Source organism: Streptomyces sp. R818 (assembly GCF_056172735.1).
Map to the genome: position 1 here is coordinate 723581 of NZ_JAOCNE010000003.1, position 23495 is coordinate 747075.

Annotated in this window: 21 protein-coding genes; 7 read left to right on the forward strand and 14 right to left on the reverse strand. The window is 72.5% G+C overall.

Annotated elements, in window-relative coordinates:
- Nucleotides 1-18 precede the first annotated feature (18 nt).
- On the reverse strand, nt 19-2274 hold the full coding sequence (locus N5I75_RS08445; RefSeq protein ID WP_476675881.1) for a hypothetical protein: 2256 nt from the start codon (nt 2272-2274) through the stop codon (nt 19-21).
- Between the two features lie 161 nt (nt 2275-2435).
- On the opposite strand from N5I75_RS08445, the gene N5I75_RS08450 reads away from it, so the two are divergent.
- Both N5I75_RS08450 and N5I75_RS08455 read left to right on the forward strand, forming a co-directional pair.
- Nucleotides 2436-3101: a GntR family transcriptional regulator gene (locus tag N5I75_RS08450; RefSeq protein WP_476675883.1), complete on the forward strand. Its 666-nt coding sequence runs from the start codon at nt 2436-2438 to the stop codon at nt 3099-3101.
- Nucleotides 3102-3118: 17 nt separating this feature from the next.
- Entirely contained in the window at nt 3119-3529 is a 411-nt protein-coding gene (locus N5I75_RS08455; protein WP_476675885.1) for a (2Fe-2S) ferredoxin domain-containing protein, read from the forward strand.
- Between the two features lie 28 nt (nt 3530-3557).
- Here N5I75_RS08455 and N5I75_RS08460 read toward each other — a convergent pair whose 3' ends face one another.
- Nucleotides 3558-4700, reverse strand: a complete 1143-nt coding sequence (locus tag N5I75_RS08460) for a nitrate/nitrite transporter (RefSeq protein WP_476676979.1) — start codon at nt 4698-4700, stop codon at nt 3558-3560.
- A 109-nt stretch (nt 4701-4809) separates the two neighbouring features.
- Complete coding sequence (locus N5I75_RS08465) at nt 4810-5559, reverse strand: uracil-DNA glycosylase (RefSeq protein WP_476675887.1); 750 nt, start codon at nt 5557-5559, stop codon at nt 4810-4812.
- A gap of 43 nt (nt 5560-5602) precedes the next feature.
- On the opposite strand from N5I75_RS08465, the gene N5I75_RS08470 reads away from it, so the two are divergent.
- Nucleotides 5603-6037, forward strand: coding sequence for an RNA-binding S4 domain-containing protein (locus N5I75_RS08470; RefSeq protein WP_476675889.1), 435 nt, complete (start codon nt 5603-5605; stop codon nt 6035-6037).
- A 56-nt stretch (nt 6038-6093) separates the two neighbouring features.
- Here N5I75_RS08470 and N5I75_RS08475 read toward each other — a convergent pair whose 3' ends face one another.
- The 3 genes from N5I75_RS08475 to N5I75_RS08485 all read right to left on the reverse strand — a co-directional run bounded on the left by N5I75_RS08475 (nt 6094) and on the right by N5I75_RS08485 (nt 8295).
- Nucleotides 6094-6564: a DoxX family protein gene (locus N5I75_RS08475; protein WP_476675891.1), complete on the reverse strand. Its 471-nt coding sequence runs from the start codon at nt 6562-6564 to the stop codon at nt 6094-6096.
- A gap of 143 nt (nt 6565-6707) precedes the next feature.
- Nucleotides 6708-7385, reverse strand: coding sequence for a class I SAM-dependent methyltransferase (locus N5I75_RS08480; protein WP_476675893.1), 678 nt, complete (start codon nt 7383-7385; stop codon nt 6708-6710).
- Nucleotides 7318-8295, reverse strand: a complete 978-nt coding sequence (locus N5I75_RS08485) for an acyltransferase domain-containing protein (protein ID WP_476675895.1) — start codon at nt 8293-8295, stop codon at nt 7318-7320. Before N5I75_RS08485 ends, N5I75_RS08480 begins: the two co-directional genes overlap by 68 nt.
- A gap of 80 nt (nt 8296-8375) precedes the next feature.
- Between N5I75_RS08485 and N5I75_RS08490 the strand changes: the two genes are divergently transcribed.
- Nucleotides 8376-8648: a DUF6343 family protein gene (locus N5I75_RS08490; protein WP_476675897.1), complete on the forward strand. Its 273-nt coding sequence runs from the start codon at nt 8376-8378 to the stop codon at nt 8646-8648.
- A 4-nt stretch (nt 8649-8652) separates the two neighbouring features.
- Here the strand turns inward: N5I75_RS08490 and N5I75_RS08495 are convergent, their stop codons facing one another.
- From N5I75_RS08495 to rpsA, 4 genes are all read right to left on the reverse strand, one after another.
- A complete protein-coding gene (locus N5I75_RS08495) occupies nt 8653-9015 on the reverse strand; it encodes a tetratricopeptide repeat protein (protein WP_476675898.1) in 363 nt (120 codons plus the stop codon).
- Nucleotides 9016-9087: 72 nt separating this feature from the next.
- Nucleotides 9088-9687 (reverse strand): dephospho-CoA kinase, encoded by a 600-nt coding sequence (coaE, locus tag N5I75_RS08500; protein WP_476675900.1) that lies wholly within the window; start codon nt 9685-9687, stop codon nt 9088-9090.
- A gap of 24 nt (nt 9688-9711) precedes the next feature.
- A complete protein-coding gene (locus N5I75_RS08505; RefSeq protein WP_476675902.1) occupies nt 9712-10650 on the reverse strand; it encodes a PAC2 family protein in 939 nt (312 codons plus the stop codon).
- A 223-nt stretch (nt 10651-10873) separates the two neighbouring features.
- Nucleotides 10874-12382 (reverse strand): 30S ribosomal protein S1, encoded by a 1509-nt coding sequence (gene rpsA, locus N5I75_RS08510; RefSeq protein ID WP_361074882.1) that lies wholly within the window; start codon nt 12380-12382, stop codon nt 10874-10876.
- A 381-nt stretch (nt 12383-12763) separates the two neighbouring features.
- Between rpsA and N5I75_RS08515 the strand changes: the two genes are divergently transcribed.
- Entirely contained in the window at nt 12764-13651 is an 888-nt protein-coding gene (locus N5I75_RS08515) for a class I SAM-dependent methyltransferase (RefSeq protein ID WP_476676981.1), read from the forward strand.
- 4 nt (nt 13652-13655) lie between these two features.
- Nucleotides 13656-16166 carry an ATP-dependent helicase HrpB gene (hrpB, locus tag N5I75_RS08520; protein ID WP_476675904.1) on the forward strand — a complete coding sequence of 837 codons (2511 nt, stop codon included), beginning with the start codon at nt 13656-13658 and terminating at the stop codon, nt 16164-16166.
- Here hrpB and pgfA read toward each other — a convergent pair.
- The 3 genes from pgfA to N5I75_RS08535 all read right to left on the reverse strand — a co-directional run bounded on the left by pgfA (nt 16156) and on the right by N5I75_RS08535 (nt 19265).
- Nucleotides 16156-17148, reverse strand: a complete 993-nt coding sequence (pgfA, locus tag N5I75_RS08525) for a cell envelope lipid trafficking protein PgfA (protein WP_476675906.1) — start codon at nt 17146-17148, stop codon at nt 16156-16158. The genes hrpB and pgfA overlap by 11 nt on opposite strands.
- A 16-nt stretch (nt 17149-17164) precedes the next feature.
- Entirely contained in the window at nt 17165-17299 is a 135-nt protein-coding gene (locus N5I75_RS08530; protein WP_476675908.1) for an SPW_0924 family protein, read from the reverse strand.
- Nucleotides 17300-17477: 178 nt separating this feature from the next.
- Nucleotides 17478-19265, reverse strand: a complete 1788-nt coding sequence (locus N5I75_RS08535) for a lytic transglycosylase domain-containing protein (RefSeq protein ID WP_476675910.1) — start codon at nt 19263-19265, stop codon at nt 17478-17480.
- 206 nt (nt 19266-19471) lie between these two features.
- On the opposite strand from N5I75_RS08535, the gene N5I75_RS08540 reads away from it, so the two are divergent.
- The gene (locus N5I75_RS08540; protein WP_476675912.1) at nt 19472-20287 is read left to right on the forward strand and encodes a DUF4184 family protein; all 816 of its coding nucleotides are present in this window, start codon (nt 19472-19474) and stop codon (nt 20285-20287) included.
- Nucleotides 20288-20786: 499 nt separating this feature from the next.
- Here N5I75_RS08540 and polA read toward each other — a convergent pair whose 3' ends face one another.
- Entirely contained in the window at nt 20787-23456 is a 2670-nt protein-coding gene (polA, locus tag N5I75_RS08545) for a DNA polymerase I (RefSeq protein ID WP_476676983.1), read from the reverse strand.
- Nucleotides 23457-23495: the final 39 nt, after the last annotated feature.

Below are 23495 nucleotides of genomic sequence, written 5' to 3' on the forward strand. Positions count from 1 at the left end.
CAGGTGGGCCCGCCGAACTCACCCCGCCGGCTTGCCCAGCGCCACCCCACCTTCCGACGGGACCGGAGACCGCGGAGCCTTCGGGCGGCGCCGCGCGTGATCCTCGGCCTCGCACCGAAGACGGTCGACCAGCTCGGACAACGTCCCCTGGTACCGGCTGAGGGCGACATCGATGGTGAGCGCGGTCCGCTCGGCGTCCGGGCCCGCGTAATCGACACCCGAACGCTTCTGCCGGTTCGCGACGAGGATCATCGTGCGGCCGCGCTCGTGGTGCCGGTGCTCGCTCCAGTGCGCGTACTCCCAGCTCCTGTTCCGGCGACCGGCGAAGAGGACGCGGAGATTGGTGACCACCACGTCGCCCTCGCCGGGCTGGTCCTCGTCGTACGGCACTCCGTCCCGCTGCCGCGTCTCGACCATCCTCCCGGTCGTGAGCCACAGGACTTCCTCGTCCTTGCGCCGTCTGCTGCTCCACCGCCAGGCGGCACCAGCGGAGCCGGACCCTCCGCTCTCCAGGTCGCGTGCCATGGAGACCCGTGCGGCGAGCCGCTTGCGCTCGGCTTTCCACGTGGCCAGCTCGCGCTCGTACGCCTGCTGCGCGCGCCGGAACTGCTCCTTCTCGCGGGCCTCGTCCTTGGCCCGCTCATCGGCCCGGCGCTGCCGCTCCTGCTCCGCCGCGCGAGCGATGCGCTGTCGCCGCCGCGCCTCCCGCCCGGCGGCGATCCGCTCCCGGCACAACCACGCCACCACCGCGCCGACCAGGACCAGCGTCACAAGGATCAGCGCCGCCACGATCTGTCCGGTCGTCCAGTCGTCGGAGACGCGGACGGTGAGCTTGCGGGTGCTGCTGTTCCCGGCCCGGTCGGTCACGGTCATCGCGACGGCGACGTCCCCGGGCGCCGCCGACATCCGCAGCGTCCGGCGATGCTTCCCGTCCAACGTGAGTTCGCCGCCCGCCAGGTCCTCGGGCGCCGTGATCCGTACCGTCGCGTCGGCCTCGCCCGTGATGACGAGCACCAGTTCCTGGTGGTGTGCGCGCTCCTCGTCGTACGTGAGCGTCGCCTGCGGGGCCTTGGTGTCCACGACGGTCCCGGGCCCCTCGGCCTCGGCGGCGCGGCCGAAGGGGTCGGTCAGCGCGACCTTCGGTACGTACGAGCCGTCGGCGAGCGGCAGCGCGACCGTGGCGTGTCCTGCGTCGTCGAGCGTGAGCTTGCGCTTCTCCGTGCCGACCTCGAAGGTTCCGCGAGCCGCACGCGGACCCGTGATCGTGAAGTGGCCGCCCTCGCGCGAGGGGGACTTCGATTCGATCAGCGGCGTCAGCGCGTCGATGCGCACCACGGCCGTCGTGTCGCGCTTCGTGACGTTCCCGGCGTCGTCACGCAAGGAAACGGAGATCCTGTGCTTGCCGTTCGGGAGCCAGAGCGGCTCCACAACATCGCCGGCACCAGCAGTGCCGCGGAGACGGACCTTCGTGCCCGCCACCCGCACGTCGTATGCGGTGGCCGGATCAGTGGTGAAGGAGAGGTTGACGGCTCCGGTGCTGCCGTCCGGGTCCGTGACGTCGAGACCGCCGAGCGCGGGCCCGTCGGCGTCCACGTCGACGGTGAACTCCTCGCTCGGCTCGCTGGAGTTGTCGGCCGCGTCGACGGCTATGAGCACATACGTGTGCTTGCCGCTCTCGGCCGTGAACCGGATGGTCTGGGCCGCGCCGGTCGCCGTCGCCTTCGCGACCGTGTCGCCGTCCTCGGGGTAGTCCGGGTCGGTCACCTCGCGCACCTCGATGCGCGAGCCGCTCTCGGCCTGCGCCGTCACGGTCACCTCGCCCCCGGCGCCGGTCCTGGGCTTCTCGGCCGTCGGCGCCTCCGGGGCCTCGTAGTCCTCGGCGGTCTCCACGCCGTCGTACGCACCGGAACCCGCGCCCGCACCGTAGTCCGCGCCCGGATCCACCCCGGGGTCCGCACCGGTGTCCGCACCCGTGTCGTCGTCCGCGCCGTAATCCGGGTCCGGGCCCAGGTCCGTCTCGTCGTCGCCGACGCCGGGGTCCGCACCCGCGTCGTCGTCCGTACCGGGGTCCGGCAGGCTGTCGTAGCCGCACTCGGAGAAGTACCCGAGGTCTCCGCAGACGTACGAGCCGGTGTCGGAGGGGCAGGAGTGCCAGCGGTGGCAACCGTCCCGGTGCGCGAGGGCGGACGGTGCGCCGAGGAACAGACCGGAGACGGTGAGGGCGAGAACAGCGCCGCCGGTCGCACACCGGCGCAGAAAGACACGGACGTTCACGTGCGGTGGTTCCCCCTGTTGCGAAGCCGCTCCGCGCGGCGAAGGAGCGCAGCTTTACACACGAAATCCGCACACCACAATCACAAGAACAGCAACTGCTGACGCGGGCGGACCCGTTGCCCCACGCCCATCCCACCCCGCCCATCGGCGAAGATGGACCCATGACAACGGTCGAACCCCTGGGCGCGGTGCGCGAGCGCGTGCTCGCCACCCTGCGGCAGGACATCATCAGCGGCCGCCTGCGCCCGGGTGACCGGCTCGTCGAGCGGGAGCTGGCCGAGCGGTTCGGGGTGTCGCGGGTGCCGGCGCGGGAGGCGATCCGGGCGCTGCTCGCCGAGGGGTTCGTGACGTTCGAGACGCCGCGGCGGGCCGTCGTCCGCACCCTCACCCGCACCGACGTCGCCGAACTGTACGAGCTGCGCGAGGCGTTGGAGGTCTACGCGGCCGGGCTCGCCGCCGAGCGGGCCGGCAAGGAGGACGTGGCGCACCTCGCCGAGCTGCTCGACCGCGCCGCGGCGGCCACCCGCACCGGCGACGACGAGGCCATCGCCGACATCAACAGCCTCTTCCACGACCGCCTCCTCGCCATGGCGGGCAACGGCCTCCTCATCGGCGTCATGCAGCCCGTCGACGGCCGCCTGCGCTGGCTGACCCGGCGCAACGAGGCGTGGTCGCAACAGCTCGACGAGCACCGGAAGCTGTACGACGCCGTCGCCGCCGGTGACCCGGAGCGGGCGCGGGCCGTGGCCCTGGGGCACGTACGCACCAATTACCGTTCCACCGTGCGTCATCTCTTCGGTGACGACGACGCCCAGAACCCCGCGTGAAAGACCCCAGGAGCACCGTGCCCACCCTCATAGGCGCCGCCCGCACCCGCCCCTGCACCCTCGTCGTGTGCCGGGGCTGCTGCTGCGGTGACGCCCGCAAGAACCCCGGCTACGACCATGAGTGGCAGCTGGAGCGGCTCCGGGCCGCGGCCGCCGCGTCCGGGGGGCGGCTCGCCGTGCGGGTCAGCGACTGTCTCGGGCCGTGCGACCAGGCGAACGTAGTCGTCGTGCAGCCGTCGGGGCAGGGGCGCGCCCGGGGCGGACGCGCCGCGTGGATCGGCTGGTCCATGGGGGACGACGCCACCGACGAGATCCTGGCGTGGGCCGAGGCGGGCGGGCCCGGTGTCGCGCCCGCCCCCGCCGCCCTGGAGCTGCAGTTCATCGAGGCGCAGGGCGAGCGCGTCCGGCGGCGTCGCCAGAAGCGCTGAGCCCCGCCCCGGTTCCAGCCGTCCGCGCTCACTCCGCCTTTGTCGTCCGCATCCGCCCCAGCGCGTACACGCACCCCGCAAGGGCCAGGTCGGAGAGGAGCATGAACCCGATCGAGTACGAGTCCTTCGCGCTGTAGATGGCGCCCATGACCAGCGGCGGAACGAAGCCGCCGAGGCCGCCCATCGCGCCGACGATGCCGGTCACCGAGCCGACCTGCGACTGCGGGGTCACCTGCGAGACCAGGGCGAAGACGCTGCCGCTCGCGGTGCCGAGGCCCGCCGCCATCAGCAGGAAGCAGATCGTGCCCAGCGGGTTCAGGGCCGGGTCGAATGCCTGCACGATCGCGAAAAGGGCTACGAGGGCGAGCGCCCACGCGGTGACGGTCGCCGGGTGGATACGGTCCGAGAGCCAGCCGCCGATCGGCCGGAAGATCACCGTGACGAGCGCGAAGCCCGCCGCCTTGGTGCCCGCGTCCGTGGGGCTCAGCTCGTACCACGTCTTGAGGTAGGTGGGCAGGTACACGCCGAACGCGACGATGCCGCCGAAGCCGATCGCGTAGAGCGCCGAGAGTTCCCAGGTGACCCGGAGTTTCCCGGCCGCGCCGAGCCGCTTGCCCAGCGACGTCGTGGGGATCTTGCGGTCCGGGTGGTCCGTGATGAGGACGGCCGCGATCACCGCGTAGACCGCGAGCGCGATGGCGACCACGACGAACGGCAGGTTCTCGCCGTGCTTCGCCATCCGCGGCGTGAAGTAGCCGGACAGCGCCACGCCGCCCATGCCCATGCCGAAGATGCCGAGCGCGAGGCCCCGGTGCGCGGGCGGGAACCACGAGTTCACCAGCGGGATGCCGATGGCGAAGGTGGTGCCGCCGAGGCCGAGGAGGAACGCCACGACGATCATCGCCCCGAAGTTGTGCCGGGCGGGGATCACCAGGAGTACGGGGATGATCGTCAGCGCCGAGATCAGCGGGAACAGCAGCCGGGCGCCGTAGCGGTCGGTGAGCGCGCCGACCGGAATGCGGCCGAGCGAACCGACGAGCACGGGCACGGCGACGAGGAACGACTGGGCGAACGAGGTGAGGTCGAGGTCCGAACCGAAGACCCCGGCGAGCGGCGCGATCAGGTTCCAGGCCCAGAAGGTGAGGGCGAAGCCGATCGTGGCCACGATCAGGTTGCGGTAGGCCGCGGCCGGAGGGTGGCCGCTCGTCCGCGAGGCCGTCGGCGTGGAAGGCGTGGAGGGCGTCTTCGGCGCGGAGGAAGGTGTCGTCACCTTTTGCAGGCTATGAAGCCCGGGGCGGCGGTTCCAGATCTGTTGCGCCGAACGGGGACACATCGAGCCCCGCCTCCACGGCGGCGGTGCGGAGCACTCCGCGCAGCATGGGCGGGGTGAGGCGGCCGGTGAAGGTGTTGCGCTGGCTGACGTGGTAGCAGCCGAACAGCGTGAGGCCGCCGAGGTCCACGCGGGCGCCGTGGCCGAACACGGGGCGCGGGCGCGGCACCGTCCAGCCCGCCTCGGTGAACGCGGGCAGCGCCGCCTGCCAGCCGAACCCGCCGAGCACGACGACGGTCCGCAGGGTGGGCCGCAGCAGTTCCAGCTCGCGCACCAGCCAGGGGCGGCAGGTGTCACGCTCGCCCGTGGTCGGCTTGTTCTCGGGCGGCGCGCAGTGCACGGGCGACGTGATGCGCACACCGTGCAGGGTGAGGTCGTCGTCCAGGCCGACCGCGTCGGGGCGGGACGCGAGCCCGACGTCGTACAGCGCCTGGTAGAGCACGTCGCCGGAGCGGTCGCCGGTGAACATGCGGCCGGTGCGGTTGCCGCCGTGCGCGGCGGGCGCGAGGCCGATGAGCAGCATGGACGCGTCGTGCGGCCCGAAGCCCGGCACCGGCCTGCCCCAGTACGTCTCGTCGGCGAACGCGGCCCGCTTGGTCCGCGCGACCTCCTCGCGCCAGTCGACCAGGCGGGGGCAGGCCCGGCAGTGCGTGATCCGCTCGTCGAGCCGTCCGAGCCCGTCTTCCCTTGGGTCGTTCATTCCTTCGACCATAGGTGACAGTGGGCGGGACTAAGGTCGACGCATGGCATCGGAGACATCGGGCACATCTGATTCGCCGACCGTACGGGTCGACAGCTGGATCTGGGCCGTACGCCTGGTCAAGACCCGTTCGGCGGGCGCCTCGGCCTGCAATGGCGGCCACGTCAAGGTCAACGGCGTCAGCGTGAAGCCCGCGCACGCGCTGCGCGTCGGCGACGAGGTGCGGGTGCGGCTGCCGGGCGTCCGCGAGCGGCTCGTCGTGGTGAAGCGGCTGATCCGCAAGCGGGTCGGCGCCCCGGTGGCCGCCGAGACCTACGTCGACAACTCCCCGCCGCCACCGCCGCGCGAGGTGATCGCCCCGGTCGGCGTCCGCGACCGCGGCACGGGCCGCCCGACCAAGCGGGACCGCAGGGAGCTGGAGCGCCTGCGCGGCGTCTTCGGCCAGGGGCCGGGAGACGAGGACCCCGGACAGCACTGAACCGGGGTCCACCTGGGTGGACCCCGGCCAGGGCGGGATCTACGGGCCCCGCACCGTCAGGCGCCGGCCTCACGCGCGACCGGGCCGCGCGTCAGCAGAGCCACCAGCTCCCGGTTCCGGCCGCGGTGCGCCCGGGCAAGGGCAACCAGCGGGACGAGCAGGATCAGCGGAGTCGCCGCGTTCTCCCCGCCGAACGCCACGACCTGCATGAAGAACGCACCGACCATCAGCATGCTCAGCCCGATCGGGGCCAGGCCGGACAGCACGGGGACGACGAGGCCGATCGCCCCGGCGACCTCGACCGCGCCGATCGCGTACATGCCCAGCGCACCCCACCCGATCGAGTCGAACGCCTCCACGGCGGCGGGCGCGGCGAAGAGCTTGGGCGCTCCGCTCGCCACACCGAAGAACAGGGCGAGCAGGATCGCGGTCGTGCGCAGCGTGATCCGGGCGCGCCGGGAGCGGGCGGGGGCGGTGGTGGAGGCGGCGGGAGCGGCGGCGGGAGCGGTGGCGGCGAGGTTCGTCATGGCGGTCTCCTGTGAGCGGTGCGAAGCGTGCGCTGCTGTCACCGGATAAGACCGGCCCCGCCCCCAGAACTCATCGCCCCGCCGGCATCGTTCGAGCCGGCCTCACGCGGACGCCGCCGCACCTCCGCGCCCCGGGCGCCCGGTCACACCGGCACCGCCCGCACCCAGCTCTGGTCCTCCGTCAGATACGCGTCGACCCGCAACCCGGCCTCGCCGAGCGCCCGTTCGAACTCCGGCACCTTCATCGGCCGGATCCGGTACGTCTGCGTCCACACCGCGTCCGGAAACACGTACTCCACACACACCGACCGCACCCCGTCACCCCCGGCGCCCCCGTCACCCGAACCGACCGGCTCCGACGACACCTTGCGGATCACGCCCCCGTCCGGCAGGACATGCTCGCGCGGCAGCCCCTCGTGCACCCCGTCCCGCTCCCGCTGGATCAACACGCAACCCCCGTCCGCGACATGGCGTCGGCACGTGTCCAGCATCCCGCGCCGCACCGCCGCGTCCCCCGTGTTGACCAGGATCGAGCCGAGCATCACCACGTCGAACCGCTCGCCGAGGTCGAGCCCCTCGATGGTGGAGCGGACGGCGCGCGCGCCCCGCACCCGCTCCAGCATCTCCGGCGACTCGTCCACCGCGGTCACCCGGAACCCGCGCTCCACCAGCGGATGGGTCACCCGCCCGACCCCGCACCCGAGACGAACCGCCCGCACCCGCCGTTCCCCGCGCGTCCTCGCCCGCCTACGCCTACAGCCGGAACCAGCCGTGCCCGGGGTGCCAGTGTCCGCCCGCGTCCAGGTGGTCGAGGACGGCACGCTGCACGCTCGTCCGGCGCGGCAGCCGCTCGCGCGGCGTCTCGGTGCCGCCGAAGACGAAGGCGACCGGGGTGTCGTCCTGCGCCTCCTCGTCCACGTACGCGATCTCGAACCGGTCCTGGAAGCGGACGATGTTCGACCCGGTCGGCAGATACTGCCGCAGTTGCGGGTCCAGGAGCCAGGAGTGGCAGACCGCCACCTCGGCCCGTTCCTCGGGGAAGTGCCGGGCGAAGAACGCGCGCGCCCGCGCCACCGAGTCGTCGCACGCCTCGGGCGTCATGGGCCCGCGGAAGTCCGGGATGTGCACGCCGAGCACCAGGTCCCCGGGCCCGGCCCCGGCGGACGCGAGCCGCTCCCCCGTGCGCCGCCCGAGCCGCCACCGCTCGAACTGGAGTCGCCCCAGCTGGTACAGCTCGCCGCGGAAGTGCCGGGTCGGCCACCAGGGCACGGAGAGGCCCGTCGCGCCGAACCGCCGGCGGTGCAGGGCGAGGTTGCGGCCGAGGTCGGCGAGGGTGCGCCGGGAGATGTCGTCGGGGATGCCGCGTTCGCGGTGCAGGGCGCGGGTGTGCGGCAGCGCCGCGGCGAACACGAACACGGCGAAGCAGCGCCCCATCGCCCCGGCCGCGGCGGGGAACAGCGGCAGGCCCGTGCCCTTGCCCGGCTCGCCGAGCCGCCACAGCAGCCCGCCGACCGCCCGTTCGAGGAGGTCCCGCAGCTCGGGTGAGGCGACCAGCTCGGCCCGCAGCCGTACCAGCTCGTTGATGTCCTCGTGCGGTACGGCCAGGTCGAGCAGGACGTCGGGCAGGTCGAGCGCGCCCGGCAGCTCGGCCGCGAGGCGGGGCAGCGCGGGGTCGTCGAGCGCCGCCAGCCACTGCGCGCAGGCGGCGTCCCCCTTGAGTACGTCCAGCACACCGGCTCCTTCGTTCGTGGTGGCACCCTGGGAGGGGGAGCCCTACCCGGCCCCCTCCTCCTCCCGAGAGGATGGTGCCCATGCGTCACGCGCATCTGGTGCGTACGGGTGACGAGCCGGTCACCGCGCGCAGCCCCCTGCGGCTGCGGTTCGGCCTGGCCCTGTTCGGCTTCGTCTGGACCGCCTTCGGCACCGTCGCCTTCGCGCTGACGGAACGCCCGTGGTGGGCGCTGGCCTGCGGTGTCCTCGCACTGATCACGGCGGTCGACCTCGTCATGATCGTGCGCCACATCCGCCAGGGCCCGCACTACCAGCCCGGCCGCGACGTCCCACCGTACCGAAGGGGATCGTGAACGCTCAGTCGTCGAAGCGGGCCGCGGCCAGGTACTCCGGCTGCGGGTCGAGCGCGGCGGCGAGCCGGAAATGGCGGCGCGCCTGCTGCGGCTTCGCCCACCGCTCATAGGTCCTGGCCAGCGCGAAGTGCGCGAACGCGTTGTCCGGCTCCCGCTCCAGGACGATGGAGAACTCCAGCTCGGCGGCGCGCAGTTGCGCGGCGGCGAAGAACGCGCGCGCCCGCAGCAGCCGGGCCGCCGTGTTCTCGGGGTGCGCCGCGATCACGTCGTCCAGGAGCTTCACCGCGCCGCGCGGATCGCGCGCGGCCAGCAACTGCTCGGCCGCGCGGTAGTCGATGACGTGCGTCTCCGGAGTGGCATCGGGCACGGTGAACTCCCTTCTGGTGCCGACCTGTAGCTCAGATCAACGTCGCAGGAGCAACGCCACGCCCCACACTTCCTATTCCTGCGCCCGTCGACGCAGATCGGCCCACACCGCGTCGACCTGCTCGACGAGCCGCTCCAGGGGCACATCGTTGTCGATCACGACATCGGCGATCTCGCGCCGCTTCTCGCGGGTGGCCTGCGCGGCCATCCGCGCCCGCGCGTCCTCCTCGGTCATGCCGCGCAGCCGGGTCAGCCGGTCGAGCTGCGTCTCGGGGCTCGCGTCGACGACGATCACGAGGTCGTAGAGCGGGGCGAGCCCGTTCTCGGTGAGCAGCGGCACGTCGTGGACGACCACGGCATCGGGTCCCGCCGCGGCCTCCAGCTCGGCGGACCGGGCACCGACGAGCGGATGCACGATCTTGTTCAGGACGGCCAGCTTGCCGGCGTCGGCGAAGACGATCGAGCCGAGTTTCGGCCGGTCGAGCGTGCCGTCGGCGGCGAGGACCTCCTCGCCGAACGCCTCGACGACGGCCGCGAGCCCCGGCGTGCCGGGCTCGACGACCTCACGGGCGATCCTGTCCGCGTCGACGAGCACGGCGCCGCGCTCCACGAGCAGCCGGGACACTTCGCTCTTCCCGGCGCCGATACCACCGGTCAACCCCACCTTCACCATGGACAAGAGCTTATGTCCCGCGACTCAGGCGTCGCCCTCCCGCTCGGCGAGGAACTTCTCGAACTCCAGGCCGATCTCCTCGGCGGAGGGGATGTCGGCGGGTTCGGCCAGCATGTTGCCCCGGGACTCGGCGCCCGCGGCGGCGTCGTACTGGTGCTCAAGACCCTGGACGAGCGCGACCAGCTCCTCGTCCCCGGCCTGGACCTGCCGGTCGATCTCGGTCTGCGTGCGGTGCGCCTCGGTGCGCAGGCCGTGCGCGATGCCCGGCAGGACGAGCCCGGTCGCGCCGGTGATCGCCTCCAGGACGGTGAGCGCGGCGTCCGGGTAGGCGGAGCGCGCGATGTAGTGCGGGACGTGCGCGGCGACACCGAGGACGTCGAACCCGGCCTCCATCAGCCGGTACTCGACCAGCGCCTCGGCGCTGCCCGGCACCTGCGCCTCGTCGAACGGGCTGCGGTGCCCCGGCACCAGGTCCGTACGGTTGCCGTGCGGCGTGAGCCCGACCGGACGGGTGTGCGGAACGCCCATCGGAATGCCGTGGAAGTTCACCGCGAGGCGGACGCCGAGGCGCTCGACGATCTGCTGCACGGCGGCCGCAAACCGCTCCCACTCGACGTCCGGCTCGGGCCCCGCGAGGAGCAGGAACGGCGCGCCGGTGGCGTCCTGGACGAGCCGCACCTCGATCGAGGGCACCTCGTAGGAGGTCCACTGATCGCCCTTGAAGGTGAGCAGCGGGCGGCGGGCCCGGTAGTCCACGAGCCGGTCGTGGTCGAAGCGGGCCACGACCTGGTGGGGCAGCGAGTCGAGCACCCGGTCGACGATCTGGTCGCCGGTCTCACCCGCGTCGATGTATCCGTCGAAGTGGTAGAGCATGATAAGGCCGGCGGACTCCTGGGCGAGCGCCATGTCCACCACGGCAAGGCCCTTCGGCTCCCATGTGTACAAATCCTGCGCATCAAGCACTGTGACCGCTCCTCCTAGTGTTCCTAGAGGAGAACGCGCACCCAACCCCGAGACATTCCCAGAAAGCGCCCCGAAGGGGCGCGGGGAACGGCGCGAGCAACCACGACGAACGCGCACCCGCGACAAAGGAAGAACCCCTACGGCGCGAAGGCGCGAAAAAAGCAGTGGGCCCGCACCGGACGGTGCGGACCCACTGCTCAACTACCTGCTAGCGCAGAGCGTTTCAGCTCTGGCCACCCGCCAGCTTCTCGCGAAGCGCGGCGAGCGCCTCGTCCGAGGCGAGCGCGCCGGAGTTGTCGTCCGACTCCGAGGAGTACGAACCGCCGCCGCTGCCGCCGGAGGCCGCCGGAGCGGCACCCGGGGTGGACGCGCCCTCGGCCTCGGCCTGAGCGTCGGCCTCGCGGGACTTGATGACCTGAGCCTGGTGCTGCTCGAAGCGCTGCTGCGCCTCGGCGTACTGGGTCTCCCAGGCCTCGCGCTGGGTCTCGTAGCCCTCGAGCCAGTCGTTGGTCTCGGGGTCGAAGCCCTCGGGGTAGATGTAGTTGCCCTGGTCGTCGTAGGACGCGGCCATGCCGTACAGGGTCGGGTCGAACTCGACGGCCGACGGGTCGGCGCCGAACGCCTCGTTGGCCTGCTTCAGCGAGAGGCTGATGCGACGGCGCTCGAGGTCGATGTCGATGACCTTGACGAAGATCTCGTCGTTGACCTGGACGACCTGCTCCGGGATCTCCACGTGGCGCTCGGCCAGCTCGGAGATGTGCACCAGACCCTCGATGCCCTCGTCCACGCGGACGAACGCACCGAACGGAACCAGCTTCGTGACCTTGCCGGGCACGACCTGGCCGATCTGGTGGGTGCGGGCGAACTGCTGCCATGGGTCTTCCTGCGTCGCCTTCAGCGACAGGGAGACACGCTCGCGGTCCATGTCCACGTCGAGGACCTCGACGGTGACTTCCTGGCCGACCTCGACAACCTCGGACGGGTGGTCGATGTGCTTCCAGGACAGCTCGGAGACGTGCACCAGACCGTCGACGCCACCCAGGTCCACGAAGGCACCGAAGTTGACGATGGAGGACACGACGCCGGAGCGGACCTGACCCTTCTGGAGGGTCGTGAGGAACGTCTGGCGGACCTCGGACTGGGTCTGCTCGAGCCAGGCACGGCGGGACAGGACCACGTTGTTGCGGTTCTTGTCCAGCTCGATGATCTTCGCCTCGAGCTCCTTGCCCACGTACGGCTGGAGGTCGCGAACGCGGCGCATCTCGACAAGGGAGGCCGGCAGGAAGCCACGGAGGCCGATGTCGAGGATGAGACCACCCTTGACGACCTCGATGACGGTACCGGTGACGATGCCGTCCTCTTCCTTGATCTTCTCGATGGTGCCCCACGCACGCTCGTACTGCGCGCGCTTCTTCGAGAGGATCAGGCGGCCTTCCTTGTCCTCCTTCTGGAGAACCAGGGCCTCGATCTCGTCGCCGACGGCCACGACCTCGTTCGGGTCGACGTCGTGCTTGATCGAGAGCTCGCGGCTCGGGATGACACCTTCGGTCTTGTAACCGATGTCGAGGAGAACCTCGTCCCGGTCAACCTTGACGATGACGCCGTCGACGATGTCGCCATCGTTGAAGTACTTGATCGTCTCGTCGATGGCGGCGAGGAAAGCTTCCTCGTTACCGATGTCGTTGACCGCAACCTGCGGGGTGGTGGCGGTGGTCTCGGTGCTGCTCGTCATGTGGGAAAGGGCTCCGGCGGACATTGAAAGTCGGTGGGTACTGCTACGCCGAGAACCTGTTTCGCACCGAAGAAGCCGGACAGCCTGGGAAGCGCCGAGCCGGTGGTCGCGTTTCCACGACCGCGGTGGCGCCTCGACAACCGAGGGGACATGCAACAGATGCGAGCACAGCCTGCTATGTCTGAGGTGCGCAGGCCCGCAGCGCAACTTGTAGCATACGGGGGCTGCCGGGCAGGGTCAATGTCGCGAAGGCGCACACCGGGGGCGGAACGCCGCATACCCGGCACAAAACCTGTCGCACGAGGCTACGCGGGCCGCAAGGCGCGCTGTGGACACCCTCCCCTGTCGCGGGTTGGACGGAAGAGTACGACGAGGGAGCCGATCATCCAAGAGTCCGGACCATCAAAAACACAGGCCCCGCAGGAGCCGGGCGGCTCGTCGGTGGACGACGAGTCGACGGCCACCCGGCGCGAGGCCGGCACCACGGAGAGTTCGCGGGCCAACCGCGGCTGGTGGGACCGCAACGCCGACGACTACCAGGTCGAGCATGGCACATTCCTCGGCGACGACCGCTTCGTCTGGGGCCCCGAGGGCCTCGACGAGGTGGAGGCCGAGCTGCTCGGCCCCGCCGAGGAGCTCGACGGCAAGGATGTCCTGGAGATCGGCGCGGGCGCCGCGCAGTGCTCGCGCTGGCTCGCCGCCCAGGGCGCGCGGCCCGTCGCCCTGGACCTCTCGCACCGCCAGCTCCAGCACGCGATGCGGATCGACGGCGGCAAGGTGCCCCTGGTCGAGGCCGACGCGGGCGTCCTGCCCTTCAAGGACGCCTCCTTCGACCTGGCCTGCTCCGCCTACGGGGCGCTGCCCTTCGTCGCGGACCCCGTCCAGGTGCTGCGCGAGGTGCGCCGGGTGCTGCGGCCCGGCGGCCGCTTCGTCTACTCGGTCTCGCACCCCATCCGCTGGGCCTTCCCCGACGAGCCGGGTCCCGAGGGGCTGAGCGTCTCCGCGTCCTACTTCGACCGCACGCCGTACGTCGAGCAGGACGACGAGGGGCGGGCCGTCTACGTCGAGCACCACCGCACCGTCGGGGACTGGGTGCGGGCCGTCGTCGCGGGCGGCTTCCGCCTGGTGGACATCGTGGAGCCCGAGTGGCCGGCCTGGAACACCCAGGAATGGGGCGGCTGGTCCCCGCTGCGCGGCAATCTCATCCCCGGTACGACGATCTTCGTCTGCGAGCGGGACGCGGCGCCCGCCGGAGGTGCTGGAGACTGAGCGGGTGATCCGCGCCGACCTCCTCGACCAGCTGCCCGTACGGTCCGCCCTGCCCGCCCTGCGCACCGCGCTCGACGCGGGCGGGGCGGCCGTCCTCGTCGCCCCGCCCGGCACCGGCAAGACGACGCTCGTGCCGCTGGTCCTCGCCGGGCTTCTCGACGCGGACGCGCCCGCGCGCCGGGTCGTCGTCGCCGAGCCCCGGCGGATCGCGGCGCGGGCGGCTGCCCGCCGGATGGCGTGGCTGCTCGGCGAGAAGGCCGGGGAACGGGTCGGCTACACGGTGCGCGGCGAGCGGGTCGTCGGGCCGCACACGCGCGTGGAGGTCGTCACGACGGGCGTGCTGCTGCAACGCCTCCAGCGCGACCAGGAGCTGTCCGGCATCGACGCCGTCATGCTCGACGAGGTGCACGAGCGGCACCTCGACGCGGACACCGTCACGGCGTTCCTCTGCGACGTACGGGCCGCGCTCCGGCCGGAACTCCAGCTCGTGGCGGCCTCCGCGACCACCGACGCGCAAGGGTGGGCGGAGCTGCTCGGCGACGCCCCGGTCGTCGAGGCGGCGGGTGTCTCGCACCCCGTCGACGTGGTCTGGGCGCCGCCCACGCGCGCGGTGCGGCCACCGCACGGGATGCGGGTGGACCCGGCGCTCCTGACCCACGTCGCGGCGACGGTGCGGCGCGCCCTCGCGGAGCACACCGGCGACGTCCTCTGCTTCCTGCCCGGCGTCGGCGAGATCGCGCGCGTCGCGAACCAGCTCGGGTCGATCGGTGACGCGGAGGTCCTCCAGGTCCATGGGCGCGCCCCGGCCGCCGTGCAGGACGCGGTGCTCTCGCCGGGGTCCCGGCGGCGCGTGGTCCTCGCCACGTCGGTCGCGGAGTCGTCGCTGACGGTGCCCGGGGTGCGGATCGTGGTCGACTCGGGCCTGGCCCGTGAGCCCCGCGTGGACCACGCGCGCGGGCTGAGCGCGCTGACGACCGTACGGGCTTCGCGCGCGGCCGGGGCGCAGCGCGCGGGGCGTGCCGGACGTGAGGCGCCGGGGGTCGTGTACCGCTGCTGGGACGCGGCGGAGGACGGGCGGCTTCCGCGCTTCCCCGCCCCCGAGATCAAGGTGGCGGACCTGACGGCGTTCGCGCTCCAGGCCGCCTGCTGGGGCGATCCGGACGCCGCGGACCTGGCCCTGCTCGACGCGCCGCCCGCCGGGGCGATGGCGGCGGCCCGCTCCGTCCTGACGGCGATCGGCGCGGTGGAGCCGGACTCCGGCCGCGTCACGCCCCGGGGCACCCGCCTCGCCCGCCTCGGCCTCCACCCACGCCTCGGCCGCGCCCTGCTCGACGCGGCCCCGCAGGTGGGCACCCGGCGCGCGGCCGAGGTCGTCGCCCTGCTGAGCGAGGAGCCGCCGCGGGAGTACGGGGACGACCTGGCCGGGGCGCTGCGGACGGCCCGGCGCGGCGGCGACGCGTACGGGGCGCGGTGGCGCCAGGAGGTGCGGAGGCTGTCCGGGCTGGCGCAGGAGCCGCGGGACGCACCTGGGGACACTGTCTCCGACGATCACGTCGCCGGGCTCGTCGCCGCTCTCGCCTTTCCCGAGCGGGTCGCCCGGCGGGGTGGCGGGTCGTATCTGATGGTGTCCGGGACGCGGGCGGAGGTCGGGGACGGGTCGGGGCTGCGGCACGCGGAGTGGGTGGCTGTCGCGGTGGCCGACCGGCCGGTGGGGGCCGGGCACGCGCGCGTGCGGCTCGGGGCCGTGGTGGACGCGGAGGTCGCGCGGCGGGCGGCCGACCCGTTGTACGCCGAGGGCGATGAAGTGGCGTGGGCGGACGGGGAGCTGGTGGCGCGCCATGTGACGCGGCTCGGGGCAGTCGAGCTGGCCGTGCGGCCGCTCAGCAAGGCCGCGCCCGGCCTCGTACGGGAGGCGCTGCTCGAAGGGCTGCGGCGGGAGGGGTTCGGGCTGCTGCGGTGGGACCGGGACGCCGAGGTGCTGCGGCAGCGGCTGGCCTTCGTGCGGCGGCAGGCCGGGGAGCCGTGGCCCGATGTGAGCGACGAAGGGCTGCACGCGCGCGTGGACGAGTGGCTGGAGCCCGAGCTGAGCGCGGCGCGCCGCCGGGCAGATCTGGGCCGGATCGATGCCGGGCAGGCGCTCAGGCGGCTGCTGCCGTGGGCCGGCGGGGAGGCGGCGCGCCTCGACGAGCTGGCTCCCGAGCGGATCGAGGTGCCCAGCGGGTCGCGGATCCGGGTCGACTACACGGACCCGGCGCAGCCTGTCCTCGCCGTCAAGCTCCAGGAGATGTTCGGGCTCGACGCGACGCCGCGGCTGGCCGGGGTGCCGGTGCTCGTGCACCTCCTCTCCCCCGCCGGGCGGCCCGCCGCCGTCACCGCCGACCTGGCCTCCTTCTGGCGGGACGGCTACCGCTCCGTACGGGCCGACCTGCGCGGCCGGTACCCGAAGCACCCGTGGCCCGAGGACCCGGCCGCGGCGGAGCCGACCCGGTTCACGAACGCGCGGCTCAGGCGCTGACCGGCTCCGGCTCCCGCGCGCCCGACTCCTCCGGCTCCCCGGGCCGCCTCCCGCGCGCCTCCAGCCACAGGGCGAGCGCGAGCAGCAGCACCCCGAGGATCAGGAACCCCCAGGGGAGGTACGAGGTGAGCAGCAGGACGGCGACGCGCTGGGACTTGACCAGGTCGACCGTGGACCGGATGTAGTCCTCGCGCATTTTCACGTCGCCCGCGAACGCGGTGACCTTCTTGCCGTCGCCGAGCAGCGTCCCGCCGCGCATCTCCTCCTTGTGCCGCTCCTCGCCGTAGACGGGCGCGCCGGTCGTCGGGTCGACCAGGAAGGTGCGGACCGTCGTGTACCACATCTGCGTACCGGTCTGGGCGAGGGAGTCCGCCGTGACGCCCTCGACGGGCAGCTTCTTGGGGAAGGGGACCTTCGTCCAGGGGATGGTCTGTTCGAACCGGTAGATCTCGACGCCGCGGAACGTCTCGGTCCCCTTGTAGTGGATGGGGCGGGTGACGCGGGCGCGCGCGTCGAAGTACTCGTAGTCCCGCTTCTCCGTCAGGAACGGCCACTTGAACTCGATGCCCTCGCGCCGGACCGGGTCGCCGTCGACGGACTCGCCGGTGGCGTGCACCGGCTCCTGGCTGTGCGCGTCGAAGATGTAGCGCTCGGGGACCTGGGAGACGAACGCGCCGTCGGGGCCGACGACGTAGCTGAGCCCGTCCCAGACGACGACGTCGCGCCCGGCGCTCTTCTCGATCTTCTCGGACTCCTCGACGTTGCCCTTGAGGGTCTGCACGACGGTGAGCCTGGGGACCGTCTCGGCCCGCATGGAGCCGTAGTCGATCAGGGTCGCGTCCTTCGCCTCCAGGACCATCGTCTGGTACTGGCTCGGCGGGACCTTCGCCAGGCGCGGAAACACGTACCAGCGCACCAGTGGGGAGAGCGCCGTGAAGAACACGGCGAGGGCGAGCAGGATCAGGCTGGCCTTGCGGCGCATCGCGGCGGCCCCCTCGCTACGGGTGGTCGGGGACGGTGGTCAGGAGCGGTTTCGGGGACGTCTCGCCCGGCGGGGCGCCGAGCGCCGTGAGGGCGAGGACCAGGGCGACGGCGAGGGCGAGTCCGCTCGCCGCGGCGATGAGGGCGCGCATCTCCGACCTCCCTGCGGCCGTGCCGGGCGGCACACGGGACCTGATGAGGCGTCAGGCCTCTGGGTCGGGGCACCGTAGCAACGGCGGGGCGAGATGAGAACAGGTGCGGCACGCGCCCGCGACGAAGCCCTCCGGTCCCGACAGGACGACAGGACCGGAGGGCTTCGTACGGCGTCGCTCAAGCGGACGGGCTCGGGCTCGGGGACTCCGCCGGGGCCTCGGTCACCTTCAGTTCGACGAGGAGCGTCGCACCGCCCGCCGTGGTGATCCGCAGCAGGAACGTGCCGGCGGCGTCGTCCGCGTACAGCTTCGGGAGCGTGAGCAGGCCGTCGGCGTCGGTCTTCAGACCCTTGAGGCCACGGATCTTGTTGCCGTCCGCGTCCTTGAAGTACGGGCCCTTCTCCGCCTCGGCCGGGTCGTCCTTCGCCTTGACCAGCGTGGCGGTCGCCGCGACACCGTCGGCGACGGCGCCCTTGTACGTGGCCTTGAGCTGGACGGCGTCCGCGAACTCCTTGCCCGCGACGCAGGTCAGCTCCTCGGTTCCGGTGCGGGCCAGCGCGTCGGCGGCGCGCGCGGTGACCGTCGCCGTGTGGTCGAGGGCGGGCACGGAGCGGCCCACGACCACGGCGCGGACCGTGAACTCGCCGGTCTTCTCGCCCGCGACGAGCTTGGGCGCGGTGGCCACGCCCGCGCTGTTGGTGACGGCGACGGCGCTGTCCTCGCCGCCCGCGAACCGCGCGTCCGTCCCGCCGACGAGCGTGAACCGTACGCGGACCTTGGCCACGCCCTTGCCCTTGGCGTTCTCGGGGCGCACCGCGACCTGCTCGGCGAAGGTGTCGCCGGCCATCGCGGTCAGCTTGCCGGTGCCCGCGTCGGTGATCTTGGTGACGGACTCGGTGGGCGTCGGCGTGGTGGGCGGGGTCGTCGGCGGTGTGGTGGGTGGCGTGGTCGGAGGCGTGGTGGGCGGGGTGGTCGGAGGCGTGGTGGGCGGGGTGGTCGGAGGCGTGGTGGGCGGCTTCGGGGTTTCCGAGCCGCCCGGCGAGGTGGGCTGGTGCGGCGACGGCGACGTGCTGGGCAGGGGCGAACGCGACGGGGGCACCGTCGTTGTCGGCGACGGGGACGTGCCGCCGCCCGCCGGGATCGTCGGCGGGGTCGTCGGCCGGACACCGGAGCCGTTGGGCACCTCGTGCGTGCCCTTGCGGTAGTACTCCAGCCAGGACAGGACGGTGGCGAGGTAGTCCGAGGAGTTGTTGTAGCTGAGGATCGCCTTGTTCAGGTGCGACGCGTCGGACAGGTCCCAGCCGTTGCGGCACAGGTAGTGGCCGGCGGCGAGGGCCGCGTCGTAGATGTTGTTCGGGTCGCGCTTGCCGTCGCCGTTGCCGTCGCGGCCCGCCCATTCCCAGGTGGAGGGGATGAACTGCATGGGGCCGACGGCGCGGTCGTGCGCCGTGTCGCCGTCGTAGGAGCCGCCGTCGGTGTCGGTGATCAGCGCGAAGCCCTGGCCGTTCAGGGCCGGGCCGAGGATGGGCGTGATCGTCGTGCCGTTCGCGTCGACGTTGCCGCCGCCGGCCTGGCCCGACTCGACCTTGCCGATCGCGGCGAGCAGCTGCCACGGCAGGTTGCAGCCGGGCTTGCCGGCCGCCAGCTCCGCCTCGGCCTTCTTGTACGCGTCCAGGACGGTGGCGGGGATGCCGGCCTCGGCGTCACCGGTGGCCGTGCCCGGCCCGGCGGAGGGGTCGGCGGTGGGGCTGTCCAGCGGCGGCAGCTCCGTGTAGTAGTCGGGGCCCGTCGCGCCGTCGGGAGCCGCGTCGTCGGAACGGTCCGCCGCGGAATGGCCGCCGCCCGCGTCCGTCCGCGGAGCGGTCACGCCCGGGGCCTGCGACGCGGAGAGCGCCGCCACCGCCGCGGCGGCGACCGCTGCCGTCATCGCGCTCTTGCGCAGCCTCCTGCCGATTACCGCCGCCATGCGCCGAACCCTCCCGTGTTGCCCGCCAACGCCTTACCGGATCCTTGCGCTCCCCAGAGCACGGACCCCGCCGACACTACGACAACTTCCGCCGCGCATACACCCGTTCGTGACCGTTATTAACCGATTGGCCATGTACGTGTTGTCGTAGGCTCCTCGCTTTCACGCTCGCACCTACTCGCACGTATGCGAACCCGGGGGGCTTTGTGCCGTTCACCATCAGCCATGCCGCGGCGGTGCTGCCGTTCCTGCGCCGGGACGGGTCCGGGCGGGGGCGGCTCGTGCCGTCGCTGCTCGTCGCGGGGTCGTTCGCGCCGGACGTCACGTACTTCGCCGCGAGCGCGGTGCCCGGGGCGATGGGGTTCGGCGACGTCACGCACTCGTTCCCCGGTGTCCTCACGGTCGACGTCCTCATCGCGCTGGGGCTCGTCGGGCTTGAACGGCTGGTCCGGGAGCCTGTGCTGGCGCTGTTGCCCCGGTGGGTACGGGTACGGGTGCGGGTACGAGGACGGGAGCGGGTCGGGGGGCGGACGGGTGGGCGCCGGTCGCCGGGGTGGTGGTACGTGTCCGCCGTGCTCGGGGGGCTCACGCACGTGGTCTGGGACGCGTTCACCCATCCCGGCCGGTGGGGGTCGCGGGTGTTCCCGGCGCTCGACGAGAATGTGGCCGGATCGCCGCTGTACTGGTGGGTGCAGTACGGGAGTTCGGCCCTGGCGATGGGGGTGCTCGGGGTGTTTCTGTGGCGGGCTCTGCGGGGGCCGGGGGCGGGGGTGGCGCCTGCCGGGGCTTCTGTGCGGCGGCGGTGGGGGGCGTTCCTGCTGATCGGCGGCTGCGTGTGCGGCTGCGCGGCGGTTCGCTTGGCGCGGTGGCTGTCGTACGTGCGTGAGGCCGGCCTCGCGTGGAAACCCTGGGAGGTCATCCCGACGCTGTGCTTTGGGGCGGGGGCCGGGTTGGTGCTGGGGGTTGTGCTGTATGCGCTTGCTGCGAGGGGGTTGCGGGTACCTGCGGATGTCGCGGGCTAACGGGGCCGTCGGCGAGTGCGGGCCCATCGTGGCTGGTGGCGCCGCTGGGGCGGTTGCGGACTCGTCCACACGTGCGCGTCCGTCGTGGCTGGTCGCGCAGTTCCCCGCGCCCCCGGGGGCGGTTGCGGACTCGTCCACACGTGCGCGTGCGTCGTGGCTGAGCGCGCCGTTCCCCGCGCCCCTTTGGGGCGGTTGCGGACTCGGTCCTCGCTTGCGCGTGCGTCGTGGCTGAGCGCGCCGTTCCTCGCGCCCCTGAGGGGGTTGCGGGGTCGTCCATGCTTGCGCGTGCGTCGTGGCTGAGCGTGCCGTTCCTCGCGCCCCTGGAGGCGCGGCGTAGCCGGGTGCCTTCAGGGGCGCGGGGAACTGCGCGAGCGACCACGACGGTGGTGCACCCGTCCTGCCGGGGCATGGGGCAGACGCTCCGTCACGGTGCGCAGTTCCAGGGGAACGGGGAACTGCGCGACCAGCCACGACGAACCCCGCCCGCCGGCGCCGGAGGCTAGTGCGCGGCCGACTCCCAGTCACGGCCCAGGCCCACCGACACATCCAGCGGCGCCCGGAGGGCAACCGCTCCGGCCATTTCGCGGCGGACCAGTTCCTCCGCGACCGCCGCCTCCCCGGGTGCGATCTCCAGGACGATTTCGTCGTGGACCTGGAGCAGCATCCGGGAGGCGAGCCCCGCCTCACGCAGCGCCCGGTCCACGTTCAGCATCGCGATCTTGACGATGTCCGCCGCCGTGCCCTGGATCGGCGCGTTGAGCGCCATCCGCTCGGCCATCTCCCGGCGCTGCCGGTTGTCCGAGTTCAGGTCGGGCAGGTACCGGCGACGGCCCAGCATGGTCTCCGTGTAGCCCGTGGCCCGCGCCTCGTCCACCGCGCGGCGCAGATAGTCCCGGACGCCGCCGAACCGCTCGAAGTACGTGTCCATCAGGACCCGCGCCTCCCCGGGCTCGATGTTGAGCTGCCCGGACAGGCCGAACGCCGACAGGCCGTAGGCAAGCCCGTACGACATCGCCTTGATCTTGCGGCGCATCTCCGCGTCGACCGCGTCCCGGCCCACCCCGAACACCTGCGAGGCGACGGTGGTGTGCAGGTCCTCGCCCGAGTTGAACGCCTCAAGCAGGCCCTCGTCCTCCGACAGGTGCGCCATGACACGGAGTTCGATCTGGCTGTAGTCGGCCGTCATCAGCGACTCGTAGCCCTCGCCCACCACGAAGCCGCGCCGGATCGCCCGGCCCTCGTCCGTGCGGACGGGGATGTTCTGCAGGTTCGGGTCGGTCGAGGAGAGGCGGCCGGTCGCGGCGACCGTCTGGTTGAACGTGGTGTGGATGCGGCCGTCCGCCGCGATCGTCTTGATCAGGCCCTCGACGGTGACGCGGAGCTTGGCCTGCTCACGGTGGCGCAGCATGATCACGGGGAGTTCGTGGTCGGTCTGCTGGGCGAGCCAGGCGAGCGCGTCCGCGTCGGTGGTGTAGCCGGTCTTGGTCTTCTTCGTCTTGGGGAGGTCCAGCTCGCCGAAGAAGACCTCCTGGAGCTGCTTGGGCGAGCCGAGGTTGAACTCGTGGCCCACCGAGGCGTGTGCCTCCTGCACCGCCTGCTGGACCGCGCCCGCGAACATCTGCTCCATGTCCTGGAGGTGCGGGCGGTCGGCGGCGATGCCGTACCGCTCCATGCGGGCGAGCAGCGCGGAGGTGGGCAGCTCGATGTCGGTGAGCAGCTCGGCGGCGCCGACCTCCTTCAGGCGCGTACCGAACGCCTCGCCGAGGTCGAGGATGGCGCGGGCCTGCACCATGAGCGCGTCGGCCTCGGCCTGCTCGTCCTCCTCGCTGCCGAAGGCGAGCTGTCCGTCGGGGGCGCCTGCGGGGGCCAGCTCGCGGCCCAGGTACTCCAGGGTGAGCGCGTCGAGCGCGAAGGAGCGGCGGCCCGGCTTGACCAGATAGGCGGCGAGCGCGGTGTCCATGGTGACGCCCTCCACCGTCCACCCGTGCTCGGCGAAGACCCGCATCACCGCCTTGGCGTTGTGCAGCACCTTGGGCTTGGCGGCGTCCGCCAGCCACGCCGCGAACGCCTTCTCGTCGGCCTCGTCGAGCAGCGAGGGGTCGAACCAGGCGGCCTGGCCCGCGGCGGCGGCGAGCGCGACCTCGGTGACCGATCCGGTGCCGAGCGTCCAGGTGTCGACGGAGGCCAGGCCCAGGACGGCGGTGCCGTGCTCGGCCAGCCACGGCGCGATCTCGCCCGTGGTCAGGACCGTCCCGTCGACGTCGACGCCGGGCTCGGCCGGGGCCTCCTCGGCCTCGGCGGCGCCCGGGTCGACGGCGAAGAGGCGCTCGCGCAGCGACGGGTTACGGATCTCCAGGGTGTCCAGGATCATCGCGATCGCCGTGCGGTCGTACGCCGTGCGCTCCAGGTCACCGACGGTCTTCGGCAGCTCGACGTCGCGAACCATCTCGGTGAGGCGGCGGTTGAGCTTGACGGCCTCCAGGTGCTCCCGGAGGTTCGCGCCCGCCTTGCCCTTGACCTCGTCGACGCGCTCGACCAGCTCGGCGAACGAACCGAACTGGTTGATCCACTTCGCGGCCGTCTTCTCGCCGACGCCCGGAATGCCCGGCAGGTTGTCCGACGGGTCGCCGCGCAGCGCCGCGAAGTCCGGGTACTGCGCCGGGGTCAGGCTGTACTTCTCGAAGACCTTCTCCGGCGTGAAGCGCGTCAGCTCGGAGACGCCCTTGGTCGGGTACAGGACCGTGACGTGGTCCGAGACGAGCTGGAAGGAGTCCCGGTCGCCGGTGACGATCAGGACCTCGTACCCCTCGGCCTCGGCCTGGGTGGCGAGCGTGGCGATGACGTCGTCGGCCTCGAAGCCCTCGACGGCGAAGCGCGGCGTGTGCATCGCGTCGAGCAGCTCGCCGATCAGCTCGACCTGGCCCTTGAACTCGTCCGGCGTCTTCGACCGGTTCGCCTTGTACTCGGTGAACTCCTCCGAGCGCCACGTCTTGCGCGAGACGTCGAACGCCACCGCGAAGTGCGTGGGCGCCTCGTCGCGCAACGTGTTCGCCAGCATCGACGCGAAACCGTAGATCGCGTTCGTCGGCTGGCCCGTCGCCGTCGTGAAGTTCTCCGCGGGCAGCGCGAAGAACGCCCGGTAGGCCAGGGAGTGCCCGTCCATGAGCATCAGCCGGGGGCGCCCACCCGCACCGCCGGTCGCCTTCGT

Excerpts from the sequence above, each read along its gene's own strand:
- N5I75_RS08450 (WP_476675883.1), top strand. The coding sequence starts at position 2,436 with ATGACAACGGTCGAACCCCTGGGCGCGGTGCGCGAGCGCGTGCTCGCC.
- N5I75_RS08465 (WP_476675887.1), bottom strand. The coding sequence starts at position 5,559 with ATGAACGACCCAAGGGAAGACGGGCTCGGACGGCTCGACGAGCGGATC.
- N5I75_RS08470 (WP_476675889.1), top strand. The coding sequence starts at position 5,603 with ATGGCATCGGAGACATCGGGCACATCTGATTCGCCGACCGTACGGGTC.
- N5I75_RS08475 (WP_476675891.1), bottom strand. The coding sequence starts at position 6,564 with ATGACGAACCTCGCCGCCACCGCTCCCGCCGCCGCTCCCGCCGCCTCC.
- N5I75_RS08490 (WP_476675897.1), top strand. The coding sequence starts at position 8,376 with ATGCGTCACGCGCATCTGGTGCGTACGGGTGACGAGCCGGTCACCGCG.
- coaE (WP_476675900.1), bottom strand. The coding sequence starts at position 9,687 with ATGGTGAAGGTGGGGTTGACCGGTGGTATCGGCGCCGGGAAGAGCGAA.
- rpsA (WP_361074882.1), bottom strand. The coding sequence starts at position 12,382 with ATGACGAGCAGCACCGAGACCACCGCCACCACCCCGCAGGTTGCGGTC.
- pgfA (WP_476675906.1), bottom strand. The coding sequence starts at position 17,148 with ATGCGCCGCAAGGCCAGCCTGATCCTGCTCGCCCTCGCCGTGTTCTTC.
- N5I75_RS08530 (WP_476675908.1), bottom strand. The coding sequence starts at position 17,299 with ATGCGCGCCCTCATCGCCGCGGCGAGCGGACTCGCCCTCGCCGTCGCC.
- N5I75_RS08535 (WP_476675910.1), bottom strand. The coding sequence starts at position 19,265 with ATGGCGGCGGTAATCGGCAGGAGGCTGCGCAAGAGCGCGATGACGGCA.
- polA (WP_476676983.1), bottom strand. The coding sequence starts at position 23,456 with ATGCTCATGGACGGGCACTCCCTGGCCTACCGGGCGTTCTTCGCGCTG.